This window comes from Gracilibacillus timonensis, from assembly GCF_900086715.1.
In the GTDB taxonomy this organism is placed as follows: Bacteria; Bacillota; Bacilli; order Bacillales; family Amphibacillaceae; genus Gracilibacillus; species Gracilibacillus timonensis.
Window position 1 is genome coordinate 1,164,267 of record NZ_FLKH01000012.1, and the last position, 17,140, is coordinate 1,181,406.

The 17,140-nt window shown below is 41.5% G+C and carries 13 protein-coding genes; 3 read left to right on the forward strand and 10 right to left on the reverse strand.

Annotation, left to right across the window (positions count from 1 at the left end):
• Window positions 1-54: 54 nt before the first annotated feature.
• Window positions 55-1,551 (reverse strand): glutamate synthase subunit beta, encoded by a 1,497-nt coding sequence (locus BN6556_RS16765; RefSeq protein WP_066193567.1) that lies wholly within the window; start codon window positions 1,549-1,551, stop codon window positions 55-57.
• A gap of 14 nt (window positions 1,552-1,565) precedes the next feature.
• The gene (gene gltB / locus BN6556_RS16770) at window positions 1,566-6,116 is read right to left on the reverse strand and encodes a glutamate synthase large subunit (protein WP_066193569.1); all 4,551 of its coding nucleotides are present in this window, start codon (window positions 6,114-6,116) and stop codon (window positions 1,566-1,568) included.
• A 282-nt stretch (window positions 6,117-6,398) separates the two neighbouring features.
• On the opposite strand from gltB, the gene BN6556_RS16775 reads away from it, so the two are divergent.
• The gene (locus tag BN6556_RS16775) at window positions 6,399-7,295 is read left to right on the forward strand and encodes a LysR family transcriptional regulator (protein WP_066193571.1); all 897 of its coding nucleotides are present in this window, start codon (window positions 6,399-6,401) and stop codon (window positions 7,293-7,295) included.
• 1,339 nt (window positions 7,296-8,634) lie between these two features.
• On the opposite strand, the gene BN6556_RS16780 is transcribed toward BN6556_RS16775, so the two are convergent.
• Window positions 8,635-9,519: a 5'-3' exonuclease gene (locus BN6556_RS16780; protein WP_066193572.1), complete on the reverse strand. Its 885-nt coding sequence runs from the start codon at window positions 9,517-9,519 to the stop codon at window positions 8,635-8,637.
• 240 nt (window positions 9,520-9,759) lie between these two features.
• On the opposite strand from BN6556_RS16780, the gene msrA reads away from it, so the two are divergent.
• Window positions 9,760-10,287, forward strand: coding sequence for a peptide-methionine (S)-S-oxide reductase MsrA (msrA, locus tag BN6556_RS16785; RefSeq protein WP_066193573.1), 528 nt, complete (start codon window positions 9,760-9,762; stop codon window positions 10,285-10,287).
• 102 nt (window positions 10,288-10,389) lie between these two features.
• Here msrA and hisIE read toward each other — a convergent pair whose 3' ends face one another.
• From hisIE to BN6556_RS16820, 7 genes are read right to left on the reverse strand one after another with little or no spacing between them, the layout of a single operon-like run.
• The gene (hisIE, locus tag BN6556_RS16790) at window positions 10,390-11,037 is read right to left on the reverse strand and encodes a bifunctional phosphoribosyl-AMP cyclohydrolase/phosphoribosyl-ATP diphosphatase HisIE (RefSeq protein WP_066193574.1); all 648 of its coding nucleotides are present in this window, start codon (window positions 11,035-11,037) and stop codon (window positions 10,390-10,392) included.
• Window positions 11,027-11,785 carry an imidazole glycerol phosphate synthase subunit HisF gene (hisF, locus tag BN6556_RS16795; RefSeq protein WP_066193577.1) on the reverse strand — a complete coding sequence of 253 codons (759 nt, stop codon included), beginning with the start codon at window positions 11,783-11,785 and terminating at the stop codon, window positions 11,027-11,029. Before hisF ends, hisIE begins: the two co-directional genes overlap by 11 nt.
• A gap of 6 nt (window positions 11,786-11,791) precedes the next feature.
• On the reverse strand, window positions 11,792-12,397 hold the full coding sequence (gene hisH, locus BN6556_RS16800) for an imidazole glycerol phosphate synthase subunit HisH (RefSeq protein ID WP_066193580.1): 606 nt from the start codon (window positions 12,395-12,397) through the stop codon (window positions 11,792-11,794).
• The gene (gene hisB, locus BN6556_RS16805; RefSeq protein WP_066193582.1) at window positions 12,394-12,981 is read right to left on the reverse strand and encodes an imidazoleglycerol-phosphate dehydratase HisB; all 588 of its coding nucleotides are present in this window, start codon (window positions 12,979-12,981) and stop codon (window positions 12,394-12,396) included. The genes hisH and hisB overlap by 4 nt, the downstream gene beginning before the upstream one ends.
• Window positions 12,978-14,264 (reverse strand): histidinol dehydrogenase, encoded by a 1,287-nt coding sequence (gene hisD / locus BN6556_RS16810; protein WP_066193584.1) that lies wholly within the window; start codon window positions 14,262-14,264, stop codon window positions 12,978-12,980. Before hisD ends, hisB begins: the two co-directional genes overlap by 4 nt.
• On the reverse strand, window positions 14,261-14,881 hold the full coding sequence (gene hisG / locus BN6556_RS16815; RefSeq protein ID WP_066193585.1) for an ATP phosphoribosyltransferase: 621 nt from the start codon (window positions 14,879-14,881) through the stop codon (window positions 14,261-14,263). Before hisG ends, hisD begins: the two co-directional genes overlap by 4 nt.
• On the reverse strand, window positions 14,878-16,002 hold the full coding sequence (locus BN6556_RS16820) for an ATP phosphoribosyltransferase regulatory subunit (RefSeq protein WP_066193586.1): 1,125 nt from the start codon (window positions 16,000-16,002) through the stop codon (window positions 14,878-14,880). Before BN6556_RS16820 ends, hisG begins: the two co-directional genes overlap by 4 nt.
• Before the next feature lie 175 nt (window positions 16,003-16,177).
• Here BN6556_RS16820 and hisJ point away from each other — a divergent pair, with 175 nt between their 5' ends.
• Window positions 16,178-16,981 (forward strand): histidinol-phosphatase HisJ, encoded by an 804-nt coding sequence (gene hisJ, locus BN6556_RS16825; protein ID WP_066193588.1) that lies wholly within the window; start codon window positions 16,178-16,180, stop codon window positions 16,979-16,981.
• Window positions 16,982-17,140: the final 159 nt, after the last annotated feature.

The window sequence follows — 17,140 nt, forward strand, 5'->3', positions numbered from 1 at the left end:
AACGATTAAAAACCCATCCCCCACGGTTTGTTTGGCGGGAGATGGGTAGAGTCCTTACATATTAGCGACAGATGGAAGTGTTGTTTGCCCCATTAAAAATTCGTCGACATGGCAAGCAACTTCTCTGCCCTCATTAATTGCCCAGACAATTAAGCTCTGTCCGCGACGAACGTCACCGGCAGCAAAAACATGTTCTACATTTGTACGGAAGTCACCATACATTGCGTTTACCTTATGGTTAGTTGTTTGCACATCAAAGGCATCTAAAACGGGTTGTTCCGCACCCTGAAAACCAATGGCGATCAAGACTAGTTGTGCAGGCCATACTTTTTCCGTGCCTGGCAATTCTTCAAAGACAAAGATGCCGTTTTCATCACGAGTTTTTTTCATGTCTATGGTGTGCAATTCTTTCAATTTGCCATTTTCATCCGTGACAAACTTCGTCGTTTGAATGGAATACTGACGAATATCCTCTCCAAATGCTGCCTTTGCCTCCTTATGGGCATACTCTAGGCTAAAGACTTGTGGATAGGCCGGCCATTGATTCTCTTCTGCTCGTTTGATTGGGAGCTGAGGATGTTTACCGAATTGAACAATGCTTTTGGCACCTTGTCGCAGTGCCGTTGCGATACAATCCGCACCAGTGTCTCCACCGCCAATCACAATCACGTCTTTTCCTTCTGCATTTAATTCTTGCTCTAATTTTACTTGATCATCCAATAATTTCTCTGTAGACCTTGTGAGATAGTCCATCGCAAAACGTACTCCTTCTGCCTCGCGTCCTTCCAACGGTAAATCACGGTGTTGTTGAGCACCTGTACACAGAATAACAGAATCATAGTCTTGTTTAATGGTATTTGCAGAAATATCTTTACCGACTTCCGTATTTAAAACGAAGTCAATTCCCTCTTGTTTCAATAAATGGATGCGGCGTTCCACTACGTCTTTATCTAACTTCATATTAGGAATACCATAAGTTAATAATCCTCCAGCACGATCTGCACGCTCAAACACTGTTACCGAGTGACCTGCCTGATTTAATTGATCAGCTGCCGCTAAACCAGCTGGCCCTGATCCAATAATGGCTACCTTTTTACCTGTACGATGTGATGGGATTCGAGGTTCTATCCAACCTTCTTCAAACCCTTTATCGATGATTTTCTGTTCGATATTTTTGATCGTTACCGCTGGATCATTAATCGCTACGGTACAAGAACCTTCACAAGGTGCAGGGCAAACTCTTCCCGTGAATTCAGGAAAATTGTTTGTTTTCATTAAACGATCGAGTGCCTCTTTCCACTTTCCTTTATAAACCAGATCATTCCATTCAGGGATCAAGTTATAGATAGGGCAGCCTGATGTGGCACCTGCTATATCTGTTCCGATGTGGCAAAATGGCGTGCCACAATCCATACAACGTGCTCCTTGCGTCTTAGCTACCTCATCAGAGAAAGGAGCGGAGTATTCTTTCCAGTCATGAATTCTTTCTAAAGGATCACGTTCATTAGCTGTTTGACGTTCGTAATCCATAAACCCTGTTGCTTTTCCCATTTTCCCTCTCCTTTCTATTTGGTTAGTACCTCTTCTGGGTCTTGTGCTACGGTTATGGTTCCATTTTTCTTTGCCATAAAAGCTTGATAACGAGCCTCTTCTTCTGATAAACCTTGAGCTATCAAGGCATCAATTTGCGCTAACATCTGCTTATATGCGGTTGGAATAACCTTGACAAAGCGTTTTGCCTCGTCTTCCCAATTATTTAATAGCACAGCAGCCTTCTCACTATTAGTATATTCGTGATGATTGATAACCATTTCTTTTACATGTTCGATTTCTTGCGTATTCGTTAATGACTCAAATTGAATCAGCTCATCATTGCATAGTGCCTTGAATTGTTCCAGATCACTTGGCAGAACATAGGCAATTCCTCCAGACATACCAGCTGCAAAATTTTTACCAACATTACCTAGAATGACGACACTTCCTCCTGTCATATATTCACAGCCATGATCTCCAACACCTTCTACAACGAGTTTTGCACCACTGTTTCTCACAGCGAAACGTTCTCCAGCATACCCTTGGATGTAACCTTCTCCTCTGGTTGCCCCATAGAAAGATACATTTCCGGCAATCACATTATAGCTAGGGTTAATCGTAGATAGTTCTGACGCACGCACAATGATTTTCCCACCTGATAAGCCTTTACCAACATAATCATTGGCATCGCCAGTGACAGTCATTGTCATCCCAGATGGGATAAATGCTCCGAAGCTTTGACCGGCAGAACCCCTAAAATGCAGATTGATCGTGTCTTCTGGCAGTCCTTTTTCACCATGCTTCTTGGAAATCTCGCTGCCTACAATCGTACCAACCACTCGATTGGTATTTTGAATGGGATAAGAGGCCTCTAAAGCCTCACCGGTCTCAATCGCACGTTTTACTGCCGGAAGAATATGTGCTAAGTCCAAAGATTCCTCCAGACGGTGATCTTGTTCGGTGCTATTTCTGCGATGACCTTGTGGCTGGTACAGTAACGTTGCCAAATCTAAATATTTGGCTTTCCAATGCTGTCCTGCCCGTTCTGACACTTCTAATACGTCGGTGCGCCCGATCATTTCATCGATCGTTCGGAAACCTAATTCAGCCATAATTTCACGAACTTCTTCCGCAATAAATTGCATATAATTGATCACATGCTGTGGGTCACCACTAAACTTTTTACGCAATTCTGGGTTTTGCGTGGCCACTCCGACAGGACAAGTATCTTTATGACATACTCGCATCATGACACAACCAACTACGACAAGCGGAGCTGTGGCAAAACCATATTCTTCAGCACCCAGTAAGGCCGCCATTACAACATCCTTACCTGTCAATAATTTTCCATCTGTTTCTAAAATGACACGATCTCGCAAGTCATTTAACATTAACGTTTGGTGCGCCTCTGCTAGACCCAGCTCCCACGGCAAGCCTGCATGCTTGATACTGGTCTTTGGCGAAGCACCGGTACCGCCGTCATAGCCAACGACAGAAATAACATCGGCATTACCTTTTGCCACACCTGCTGCAATGGTACCTACACCCGATTTGGCTACCAGCTTCACACTGACACGAGCGTCTCGATTGGCATTCTTTAAATCATGAATCAATTGAGCCAAATCCTCAATCGAATAAATATCATGATGGGGCGGCGGCGAAATCAAATCGACACCAGGAGTAGAACCACGCACATCGGCAATCCAAGGATAGACCTTATCGGATGGCAGCTGACCTCCTTCACCAGGTTTTGCCCCTTGTGCCATTTTTATTTGAAGTTCTTTGGCGTGGACCAAATAATGACTCTTGGCACCAAAACGTCCGGAAGCAACCTGTTTGATCGCACTGGAACGCAAATCGCCATTAGCATCCTTTGTAAAACGACCTGGGTCTTCGCCACCTTCTCCACTGTTGCTTTTACCACCTAAGCGATTCATGGCAATAGCTAACGTTTCATGTGCTTCTTTACTAATCGAGCCATAGGACATCGCTCCTGTCTTGAAACGTTTTACAATAGATTCTACTGATTCCACTTCCTCAATCGGGATGGACGTAGCTGGTTTAAAGTCCAGTAAATTTCGTAAAAAGCCAATTCGTTCTTTGTTTGCGGCCTTGGAAAATTTCTTAAATAAGTTGTAATCTCCACGTCTGCAAGCCCATTGCAGAGTATAAATCGTTGTTGGATTAAAGGCATGATGCTCTCCTGTTTTACGCCATTGAAAATCGCTCCCGGCATCAAGGGACGCAATGATTGCCTCTTGATAACCTGTCTGATGATGCATTTCTACTTCGCGCTGGATAACATCTAAGCCAATACCATCAATCTGAGAAGCTGTTCCTGTGAAATAATCTGCTATCACCTGTTTACTAATCCCAACTGCTTCAAAAATTTGTGCCCCACGATAACTTTGAACCGTAGAAATGCCGATTTTCGACATAATCTTGACGATGCCTTCTGTTGCTATATCAATAAATTTCGTTTGTATGGTTTGAATATCCGTTGCTAAACGATCTTGTAGAATCGCTTCATAATAGGTTTGATACACAAGGTAAGGATGAATAGCATCCACACCAAAACCTAAAAGGGCCGCAAAATGATGTACTTCTCTTGATTCTCCAGTCTGAGCGATAATGCTCACTTTTGTACGGATTCCTTCACGAACTAAATATTGATGTAAACCGCTCACGGCTAATAAGGCTGGGATTGGTTTGTGATTTGCATCCAAGTTTTGATCACTTAATACAATAATATTTTTTCCTGCTTGAATCGCTATTTTTGCTTGAGTAAACACTCGTTTCAGTGCTGATTCCATATCATTAGTAAATAATGTATCAATTACTTGTGCGTCTAAACCGTCCATTTGATTGGTAGTAATTTTATGCAGTTGGTTATTGGACAAGATCGGTGAATCTAAGCGAATACGCCTTACCTGCTGTTCAGATGGATGAAGCACATTACCCTCGCTTCCTAGCCAGGTTAGCATGGAAGTAACCAATTGTTCTCGATAGGCATCAATCGGCGGGTTGGTGACTTGTGCGAATAACTGTTTAAAATAATTAAATAAGCTTTGCGGGCGTTCTGATAAGACAGCTAATGGCATATCATTCCCCATTGCACCAATAGGATCTTTTCCATTTTCGATTAAAGGCAGTAAATATTTTTCGATATCCTCCGTCGTATAATGAAAAGCTTTCTGTTTTACAAGTAATTGTGGATCAAATTGAACATCATTCTTTGCTGCTACATCAAGCTTAATCGCTTGTTTAGCTAACCATTCGTTATACGGGAAAGCCTCTGCTACCTCGCGTTTGATTTCTTGGTCTGAGATAATTCTGCCTTCTTCCATATCTAATAACAGCATCTTGCCTGGACTTAAACGTTCTTTCAATAATATATTTTCTTCCTCGTAATCAATCACACCAACCTCTGAGGAATAAATAATATAATCATCTTTGGTGACATAGTATCGAGCAGGACGTAAACCATTACGATCTAGGATAGCACCAATCTGTTTCCCATTAGTAAAAGTGATCGAAGTTGGGCCATCCCACGGCTCCATCATCATACTGTGATATTGATAAAAAGCACGTTTTTTTGCATCCATATGTTCATTTTTATCCCATGGTTCTGGAATTAACATCATCGCTGCATGAGCGGGTGTTCTGCCAGCAAGTGTTAGAAATTCTAATGCATTATCTAAAGTAGCAGAGTCACTTCCACCACCATTAATGATAGGGAGAATCTTATTTAAATCATCTCCAAATGCTTCCGAGACAAATTGTTGTTCTCTTGCCCTCATCCAATTGATGTTACCTCTTAAGGTGTTAATTTCACCATTATGAATCAAATAACGATTCGGATGAGCTCGTTCCCAAGAAGGAAACGTGTTCGTGCTAAAACGTGAGTGTACAAGTGAAAACGCTGATACGAAATCCTTGTCTTGCAGATCCAAATAAAAAAAATCTACTTGCTCCGGTGTTAATAAACCTTTATACACAATGGTACGATTGGAAAAACTTGCTGCATAAAAACGAATCGATTGTTCCTTCGTCCAGCTTTCTACTTGTTTTCGAATAATATACAATTTACGCTCGAAAGCTAGCTCTTCCATTTGATCACCTGCTGCAATAAACACCTGTTTCACCACTGGTAGGGTTTCAATCGCTCCTTTACCAATGTGAGATGGATCAACGGGTACGTCACGCCACCCTATTAATGATTGTTCTTCTTGATCAATTAATTGATTTATTTTTTCAATCGTTTTCTCTCTTTCCATCTCATTTTGAGATAAGAAAAGCATACCAACTCCATATTGGCCGACAGCTGGTAGTTGAAAGTCTTTACATTCTCTTCTAAAATAAGAATCAGGGATTTGCACCATAAGGCCGGAGCCATCTCCTGTAAGCGGATCACTGCCTTGACCGCCTCGATGCTCCAATTTGCATAACATGTTTAATCCCTTTCTTACAATATCGTGTGTTTGTTTACCTTTTATATGTGCGTACATACCGATGCCGCACGCATCATGCTCAAATTCGGGATGATAAAGTCCTTGGGCATTTGGTAAATCATAATGTGTCATCTAAGTCGCCCCCATTTCAAATACTTTGTTTATTCCATTCCATAAAGCGTGATTTGTCGAGGTGTTGATGACCGTTATCTCCCACTCCGACTACTAGTATGGGATCGCGGCACATCCACCGGTAACAACTAATATTTAACTGCTCCGTCAGCAGAAATATTTATACCATTAAGAGAATGAATAAACGTGACTAATATAATAATACGATATTTTTTCGATCTAAACAATATATAATTAATATAAAAATGATCTAATTTTGATATACATAAACGAGGTGAAAGAATGGAATTACGTCAACTTCGCTATTTTGTTGAGGTTGCGGAGCGTGAACACGTATCTGAGGCAGCAGTCGCTTTACATGTAGCACAATCCGCAATAAGTCGGCAAATAGCTAATTTAGAGGCAGAATTGGGTGTAGAACTCTTTGAACGAGAAGGAAGAAATGTCCGCCTCACTCATATCGGCAAGATTTTTCTAACTCATACCAAAACGGCATTAAAAGCAATTGATCATGCCAAAAAGCAAATTGATGAATACATAGATCCTGAACGTGGTTCCATAAAAATTGGTTTCCCGACTAGCCTTGCTAGTAATTTTTTACCTTCCGTAGTGTCTGCATTTAAAAAATTGCATCCGAAGATCGGTTTCCAATTACGGCAAGGATCTTACAACTTTCTGATTGAATCGGTAGAAAACCGGGAACTGGACGTTGCATTTTTAGGGCCAGTCTTTACAGAGCATCCTGATATTATTGGTGATGTGCTATTTGAGGAAAACTTTTATGCTTTGGTACCGAGATCGCACCCACTTGCCGAGGCGAAAAGTGTAGACTTTAAGGAGTTATATAATGAAGATTTTGTCTTATTTCCTGAAGGATTTATTCTCCACCAACTCGTGATTGACGGCTGTGAAAATGCTGGCTTCACACCTAGAGTTACTTCTGAGGGGGAGGATTTAGATGCGATTAAAGGGCTGGTTGCGGCAGGCATTGGGATTACGCTCCTACCCGAAAGTGCCTTTAATGACTTAAATTCGGATTACAGTGTAAAAGTAGCGATTAAAAATCCTGAGTTAACCCGAACAGTAGGTTTGATAATTCCAAAACATCGACGGCTGGCACCTTCTGAACAGGTGTTTTATGACTTTGTTAAATATTATTTCGCCAATAAATCGCGTTGATTGTAGATTTTACAATGTCATGGGCTTGTCTAGGCGGTTAAGCATTGATCCAGTGGGACTCAAGTATGAAACCATCGGAAAGGCTTGGCGCTGCTTTATGAATATGGTGATTGAAAATGAAAATTGGTTAAGTAAACGGCTACCCTATCCCTATGTAGTAAAAGTGTAAACATTTTAATATTTTTAGTAAGAAAAAGAAAAAAACGGAATTTCCGTCCGGTCCTTTATTTCTATCCGAAACTAGATATACGGACTACCCATAAGACGGATTATGTCAAGTATTCAGGGGTCTATTCCATGTAGTAAAGTTAATTGTTTGTCAGTGCTAATAGGCGCTGCGGAAATAGGTTGCGCTTTTCGCGAGACAAGGCTTAGCCTCCTGATATGAACGAAACTGTCAAGGTCCCCACTCTGCACCAAGTTTTAATCTATTTTTGACAAACTTTAAGAAGAGAAGTGATTTTTGGCTTCTTTACTTTCTTGGTGTTACATGTGTAGCCTACTCGTCAGCAAAGATCGCTTCCTGCGGGGTCTTCACACTGCGCTATTCTCGCAGTCTCCACCTATTTCCTCCGCTGGGTAGTAGCACTACAATCGAACGAACTGCTAACATGAAGAGATCAACGCACTATTATCCTGCAAATAAGCAAGCCGCATCACCTTTTGGAGAAACGATTGGATCGTTATTATACTTATAGATGATGGAACTATTTCGTAGCATGGATCCATCATGATATCGAAAATCAATGGAGGGTTTGTTTCTTTTTATTGCTATACTATCTAGGTACTTAGAACACTTCATCCTTGCAGTGATAATCATTGTTGAATCGCTTTCTAGCGGAGGAAATATGCGGAGACTCCTAAGCGGTTCGTAGGCTAAACCCGTGACTTCCTGTCACAACGCCTGCACTTGCACGTCCTGTGCATCGCAGGACGAGCTGAAGATCCACTTGAAAAAGCGCTCTTCTTTTGCAAGTTAGCTGAAGCCGGCCCCATGGAAAGCGCAGCATATTCCCGCAGCGCTTGCTTTGCACAGATAAAACGATCAAACTCACCACTTAGAAAAGTGGACTACTTGACATAATCCGTCTTATCGGCACCCCAGTTGTTCAAGGTCAAAATCGTTTCACATCTTATAATACCAAAAATGTTTATCCTTGGTATAATAGGATGTAAAAGTTTTAATTTGAGGTAAACGACGTTTTGGGTGGTTTTATAGTTTACATAATATAATTATCGAAAACTATAAAACACTACAATGCGTCGTGTTTTGTTAAAGCGCAAAAGACAGAGAAAAACTAACCACGCTTATATGTGATGTGGTTAGTTTTTCTCTGTCTTAGGATGGTAACTTACTTAACCATCGTTCAGGGTGTTTAAATTCTAGTTCTTCTATCAAGTAATGCTCCATATTCGATAAATTCGTTGACCATAGTGCATCCTCCATGGTGAATTGAAATGGTACCTTGGTGTAGATAGCAGCAAGTTTACGGGAGATATCTAAATCTTCTTGATACGCTTCTAGCTTTTTCTGCATCCCTTTCGTCAGCTGCTCTCGATTTGCTAATAGATTATCAATAGATTGATATTCTTGTAGCAGTTTTAATGCTGTTTTTTCTCCAACTCCTTTGATTCCCGGATAATTATCCGAGCTGTCACCCATTAACCCTTTTAAATCAATAATCTGTTTAGGGAGTAATCCTTTTTTCTCAAAGAAATTATCGCTGTTGAACAAGTCATAATTGCCTTGCCCCTTCTTCATAATTGCGACTTGAATCTGATCATCTACCAACTGTAATAAATCTTGATCACCACTCACCACGGTAACAAAATGGTCTGATTGTAATTGCTGCGCTAGTGTACCAATACAATCATCCGCTTCGTAACCTACTTCTCCTATATTGGGAACCTGAAACATCGTTACGATATCCTTGGCCAAGTCAAATTGTGGGACAAGTTCCGCTGGTGGTGCTTCGCGGTTTGCTTTATAACCCGCATACAATTCATTACGAAATGTTTTACTACCCATATCCCAACAGCAGACAACATGTGTGGGAGCAAAGGTTTCCACCGCATTTGTAAAATAGTTAAGAAAACCAAATAAGCCATTACGAGGGATACCTTTACTATTCACCATGAAATTCCCTGAAAAGGCCGTTGCAAAAAAACCTCTAAACAGTAATGCCATTCCATCAATTATCAATACATGTGATTTATCTTTCATATCCGTCATCCTTTAATCTTTTTTTCCACTCTTGCACAGGAATAGTTGCTGTCATTGCCAAATCTTAAGTCATTTCGTCAAGAATGTGACCCAGCCTGATCCAAGATTCGAAGAAAAACTTGTACGCTTTCTAGCAGTTCATGTTACTCCCTATACTAAAGTTGAGTTTATTTACTTTATCAAGCATCCATTGTATATTAAACGTTATGAGATAATTTTGCAATAAAAGGAGTTTAATAGATGACTAGACAACAAGAAAAGGCAACCTTTGCTGGTGGCTGCTTTTGGTGTATGGTAAAACCATTTGATCAATGGGATGGCGTCATAAGTGTCCAATCTGGTTATACGGGAGGACAAACTAAAAATCCCAGTTATGAAGAGGTGAAAACAGGTACAACTGGACATTTTGAAGCTGTGCAAATCACTTATGAACCAGAAATCATCTCTTATCAGCAAATCTTAGATGTATATTGGCCACAGATTGATCCAACCGATGACGGTGGACAATATATGGATCGTGGTCCACAATATCGGACAGCAATTTTTTACCATGACAACAAGCAAAAACAATTGGCAGAAGCCTCTAAGAAAAAACTGATCGATTCTGGCCGTTTTCAAGCAAAGATTGTCACGTCCGTCCTGCCTGCTGACGTGTTTTATCCAGCTGAATCTTATCATCAGGATTTTTATAAGAAGCAGAAAGAGGCCTATAAGCAGGAACGTATACAATCTGGAAGAGATGCGTTTATTGAAAAGTATTGGCACTAATTCCCCACTGTTAATATATTGAAAAGCAACAAAAATTCTGATCGATAATATTCGAGCTGTAAACAAAAAGGTTCTTAGTTTCCCTTCTAAGAACCTTTTTGTTTACCATTGTTTAATCTCTGCTCGGTCACCTTTACTGTTTCCTTTAGTAGCGAAACGATTGGAAAGCTCTTGTTTCACATCGCTTAATGCCACACCTTGATCGGCCATCATGACGAAAGTATGGTAGAGCAAGTCACTTACTTCCTTAGTTAGCTCTTCGTTATCTTGATTCTTAGCAGCAATGACTACTTCTCCTGCCTCTTCAATCACCTTTTTACCAATTTTATCGACTCCTTTATCAAAAAGGTAATTGGTATAGGAATTCTCCACACGCTCTAACTTACGCTGTTCTACTTCCTCCATGACATGCTCTATGATGGCTCCATCAAAATTATCGTTCGTTTCCGCTACTCGATTAAAAAAGCAGCTTTGTCTTCCAGTATGACATGCCGGACCTGCTGGGATCACTTGAATTAACAATGTATCTTGATCACAATCCAGATCAATCGATTGTACCTCTTGGGTATTACCAGAGGTAGCACCCTTGTGCCATAGCTCATCCCTTGACCGTGAATAAAACCATGTTTGTTTTGTTTCTAACGTTTTTTGGTAGCTTTCCTCGTTCATATATGCCAGCATCAGCACATCTTTCGTATCATAATCGGTGACAATAGTGGGGATTAACCCTTTAGAAAAATCAGGTTTCACGAATATTCACTCCTTGTTCTGCACATACCTGCTTTACTTCTTCAATGGTAAAGCTGTTCTCATGAAAAATGGAGGCAGCCAGACCAGCCGATACATCGGTTTTATTGAATACTTCAGGAAAATGCTCTGGCTTACCGACTCCCCCAGATGCAATCACTGGGATTCTTACAGATTCAACAACAGCGGCAGTTAATGGAAGGTCAAAACCATTCTTGACACCGTCCGTATCCACGCTAGTTAATAAAATCTCACCAGCACCACGCTGCTCAACTTCCTTCGCCCATTCTAAGGCATCTATACCGGTGTCTTTACTGCCCCCATGTGTCATCACATGCCATTTATCACTGACACGTTTGGCATCAATTGCCACCACTGTGCATTGTGCACCGAAACGATTGGAGGATTGGGTAATGAGCTCCGGATTATTTACTGCTGCGGAATTGATGCCAACTTTATCTGCTCCTGCCTGAAGCAATCGATTTACATCTTCTATCGTACGAACTCCTCCGCCTACCGTAAACGGGACAAACACTTGCGCTGCTGTTTCTTTAACAATATCGACCATTGTTTGGCGCCCTTCGTTAGTCGCTGAAATGTCTAAAAAAGTAATTTCATCTGCCCCAGCTTTGGAATATTGGGAGGCCATTTCCACCGGATCACCTAGTTCTCTTAAACCAACGAAATTTGTTCCTTTCACCACTTTACCTTCCTTCACATCAAGGCATGGTATAATTCTTTTTGCAAGCATATACTGTTACCTCCTTGTTTCGGTTATTTTCATAAATGTTTGTAGCAATTGCATCCCTATTTCTCCGCTTTTTTCTGGATGAAACTGCATGCCTACTACATTGCTTTTCCTAATGATAGCTGGAACCGTCGTACCATAATCAGCAGAAGCGACTACATATTGTGGCGCTGTTACTGCTTGAAAAGAATGGACAAAATAGACGTGTTTATCTTGAAAGGCAGCAAAATCATCTTGTTCTGTAGTGATATCCAGTTTATTCCATCCGATGTGCGGCAAAATATAAGGGGTTTCTATCGCTTGGACCTCTCCTGGGATTAGTCCTAAACCAGAAGATATCCCATTTTCATAACCTGTATCCAGTAAAAGTTGCATCCCGAGACAAATCCCTAAAAAGGGTTTCTCTGCTGCCAAATTACGTAAAAGATCGGCGAGATTACGCTCTTCTATCTCTGCAACAGCCGCTTGAAAAGAGCCTACTCCAGGTAAGATAAGATGACTTGCTTGTTTTAATCGCTCTGGATCATCGGTTACTTCTACTTGATAACCTAGACGCTTGAAGGCTGTTTGAACACTAGCGATATTTCCCATACCGTAATCTACAATAGCTATCATTCGATGTACCCCTTTGTGGAATTGACTCCCTGAATTTCAGGGTTGATGCGTACTGCTTCACCTAATGCTCGACCAAGCGCTTTAAACAATGCCTCAATTTGGTGATGGGAATTAGATCCATGAATGATTTTTGCATGTAAGGTAATGGCCGATTGGAAGGCAAAAGCCTGCATAAATTCTTCCACTAATTCCGTGTCAAAATTGCCTAAACGTTCTTGTTTAAACGATGCATCGAAAACGAGATACGGGCGACCGCTTATATCCAAAGCAACAAACCCTAACGATTCATCCATTGGCACATAGGAACTTCCAAAGCGATTGATCGAATGTTTGTCACCTAAAGCTTCTTTTACTAATTGTCCTAATACGATGCCCACATCTTCTACCGTATGATGGCTGTCAATATGCAAATCTCCATCTGCCTTGACATGGAGTCCAATCCGGCCATGGCGGGCAAAAGCAGTCAACATATGATCAAAAAAGCCCACCCCTGTAGCAATACTCACTTCATTAGGATTATCTAAATCCACGGTAACAGCAATTTTCGTCTCTAATGTTTCTCTTGTTTTACTAGCCTTTCTCATTTCTTCTCCTCCAAGCGTTTGCGAACAGCCAGCCCATGACCAGCCAGTTGTTCTTGATTTGCGATCGTCACCACATCTTCACCAGCTTGTTGCAGAGCCGTTTCAGTATAGTATAGATAGGTCGTTTTCTTAACAAAGTCATCTACCGATAATCCTGATGAAAAACGAGCCGTGCCTGATGTTGGCAGAACATGATTAGGACCAGCATAATAATCGCCCAGTGCTTCAGGTGTATAATGACCTAGAAAAACAGATCCCGCATGTTTGACGTTACCTAGATGGCTTAGTGGGTCTTCTACTTGAATTTCTAAATGTTCAGGGGCGATTTGATTGGATAAGGCAAAGGCCTCCTCCAACGAATCTACTACAACGGCTGCCCCTTTTTCCTGCAATGCAGCAACAGCAATATCCTTACGCGGCAAACTGGCGGTTTGTTCCGATAAGGCCTCTACTACTTTACGCACTAATTCAGCAGAAGTCGTTATCAGAAAGGCGCGTGCATTCGTATCGTGCTCTGCTTGGGCAATCAAATCAGCTGCTGTAAAGCTCGGATTTGCTGTTTCATCTGCAATAATCGCCACTTCACTTGGTCCGGCAATCATATCAATACCAACATCACCATATACTAATTTTTTTGCTGCCGCGACGTAGGCATTTCCTGGGCCAACAATTTTGTCTACCTTAGGAATCGTTGCCGTTCCATAAGCAAGGGCGGCAATCGCCTGTACCCCACCTACTTTATAAATACGATTTACACCTGCAATATCAGCCGCTACAGCGAGGATTGGGGCTAATGTTTCGCCATCCTTTACCGGAGTGGTCATAATCACTTGGTTCACACCAGCCAAAACAGCAGGAATAGCGTTCATTAACACAGTAGATGGATATACGGCTGTCCCACCTGGTACATAAATTCCTACACGATCAAGCGGGCGGAAAAGCTGACCAGAGATAACGTCCGTTTCTGCTTGCATGAGACGAGAGTGATTTAATTGTTTCCGGTGAAATGACCGAATATTTTCGGCTGCTTTTTGTAAGGCGGTAATGACTTGGGTGTCAACAAGGTCCCATGCCTCTTTACGTTCTTCGTCAGTAACCAGTAATGTGTCTGGTGCTTTACCATCAAATTCTTCCATATATTTTCGAACAGCACGGTCCCCTTGTGTTTGCACATCTGCAATGATCGAACTAGCTGCCTGCAAAAAAGGTTGCTGCTCCTGACTATTGGCCTGTTCTGGAAGGGCCTTCTTTAAAAATTGGTCAACGGTTAACTGTGGAATCATGTTTGTTTCGCCCCTTTCTTAAATCGTTCGATGACAGGTGTTAACTGATTCCGTTTAATCTTCAGGGAAGAACGATTAGCAATTAACCTAGCGCTAAAGGAAAAGAATTCATCCTCTATCACCAAGCCATTTTCCTTTAGTGTTGTCCCTGTTTCGACAATGTCTACAATTGCATCGGCCAAACCGAGGATCGGGGCTAACTCAACCGATCCTTCTAACCGAATGATATCCACAGACTCTCCTTTTTCTTTAAAATAGCTCTTGGTAATATGGGTAAAGGTACTGGCAATCCTCTTCTTCTGATCTGGCCAAGTATGGTCTGCTTTCGTGGCTAAGGCCATGCGACAATAACCAAAGGGCAACGGAAATAAATTGTATACATCTGGCTCATGTTCAATTAAAATATCACCGCCGACCACTCCTAAGTCAGCAATACCGTTCTCTACATAGGTTGTGACATCTACTCCTTTAGCAAAAAAGAAGGAGAAATCATTGGTTTCTACTTGCAACTTGCGGCCTTTTTCCTTCAAAGGACCGATTTCATAACCCAAGCTTTCGAAAAAGGTCAAAAATTGTTTTTCGAGCCGTCCTTTTGTTAATGCGATTACTGGCTTCATAGCTTTACCACCTTATATTGACTGTTCTCTTCAACTACTTGATATAGGTTTTCATAGTTTGCCGGATTCTCCAGCTGGTATTGAATGTCTACCACTTGCTCGGCAAGCTCTGTACGATAAGCCTCGGCAATGGCATGTGTCTCCGGCTTGGCAATAATACAAGCCTTACTTGTCTCTGAAGCTGGCTGCATACATGTAGCTAAGACATCTACATCAAAGGCAAGACCAACTGCCGAGATGGTCTGCTCAAACTGTTCATATAACTTGTCATATCTACCGCCTGAAAAGCAAGTAGATCCATTATTCGTTAAGAATGCCCGAAACATGATGCCATCATAATATGGCAAGTTTTTCACTCTCCCTAGATCGACAATCACCTCCGTTACTCCGCTTGCCTCCAGCAAATTAATTAATTGGTCAATATGGTCCAAAATATCAATTAACGCCGGCTGTTCCGCCCAGTTTTTGCGGTATTGCGTAACGATATCTCTGGAACCATAGGCATTGATAAGGGCAAGCAAGGCTTCGACAAGTGTTGCATCTCCATGGACATGAGCGATCTCTTCTACTAAATCGGCCCGCTTATCATGCATGGCTGATAATAACTGCAATTCTTGGTCCTTCGTCAAGGAATAAGGAGCAATTAATTCCTCGAAGATACCAGTGTGTCCTAGTTCAAAGACGTAATGATCAATATTTAACTGTTGTAGATAAGCGATTGCCGTCAACAGACTCTCCGCTTCTCCATAAAAGGTATCTGCATGGACAATTTCAATTCCCGCCTGCCTGCTTTCTGTTTCTTCTTTGTCAAAACGAAAGACACTGCCTTGATAAGACCATTTTTGTTCCGTTGGTGGCTGACCAGCAATGGCACGAGCAATCGCTGCCGTCCAATCCGGACGCAGTACTTCTATTTCGCCATCTCCGTTAAACCATTTTAACATGGACTGCAGATCCATCCCGGCGATTTCATTGGTGAAAGTAGCAGCATATTCCACTACAGGTGTGGCAATTGGTTTGAAATTTCTACGTTCAGCTACAAGGCGGAATATCTCCGAAGCCTTTAAACGATTGGATATTTGAGCACCTGTCTCATCTTGACTTCCTGCTGGTAAAAACATTTTGTTCACATCCTATTTTTCGCTTTATTGATTTACCACTCTACTGTGATAAAGCGTTTGATTATGTTTATAACCATATCATACTTTTTTCATTATTGTCAATTCCCTCTTTTCAATCTACTGTGAAAGTTATACAATGAGATCATTACCTTAAATGAGAGGATGGACCATTTACATGAATGGAGATTATCACGTACATACCGCCTACTGCCCCCACGGTTCTGATGACCAGCTGTCTCAATATATTGAACAAGCAATCAGCAAGGGCTTAGCAGAGCTTAGTTTTACAGAGCACGCCCCTTTACCAAAAAACTTTGTGGACCCAAGTCCAGAGAAGGACAGCAGTATGAAATGGGAAGACCTTGAGGCCTACATCCAGTCTGTTCAAACAGCCAAACAGCAATACCAATCCGATATCCAGATTAATCTAGGTTTTGAATTAGATTATATTGAAGGGTTTGAAAGAGAAACCACCGATTTCCTCGCTCAATACGGAAAATATATGGATGACGGCATTTTATCAGTACATATGTTAAAGAAAGAAACGAACCATTATGTATGTTTGGATTACAGCAGGGATGAATTTCAGCGCATCATTCAACTATTCGGCGATGTAGAAACCGTCTACCAGAAATACTATCAAACCGTGGCTTCTGCCATTGCAGCCGACTTAGGTCCCTATAAACCGAAACGTTTGGGGCATCTTACCTTAATACATAAATTCCAGCACGCTTTCCCAGTGAATATGCAAGAACAAGCGGTGATCACTTCCTTATTGGACACCATAAAATTAGCGGGGTTATCCCTTGATTTAAATACGGCTGGTCTTTATAAAGACGATTGCATGGAAATATATCCAGCACCTGCCATCGTTGAACAGGCTATTCAAAAAGGGATTCCTTTACAGCCTGGTTCAGATAGTCATCAAGCTTCCACTATCGCCCGTGGTTTTGAACAGCTCTATCCATGGCTACGTTAAGGCGAGAACGTTTATTTTGCACTTTAAGAAAGTATAAAAAATGCAAGGAATAAAGTATAAGTGCAACTAAGGCATTCGCAAAAGGCTTGGCGAATGCCAAGTTTTCTTTATCTGAATAGGAGACGATTTTACACGTCAACCAGCAGCTCATCAATGTAA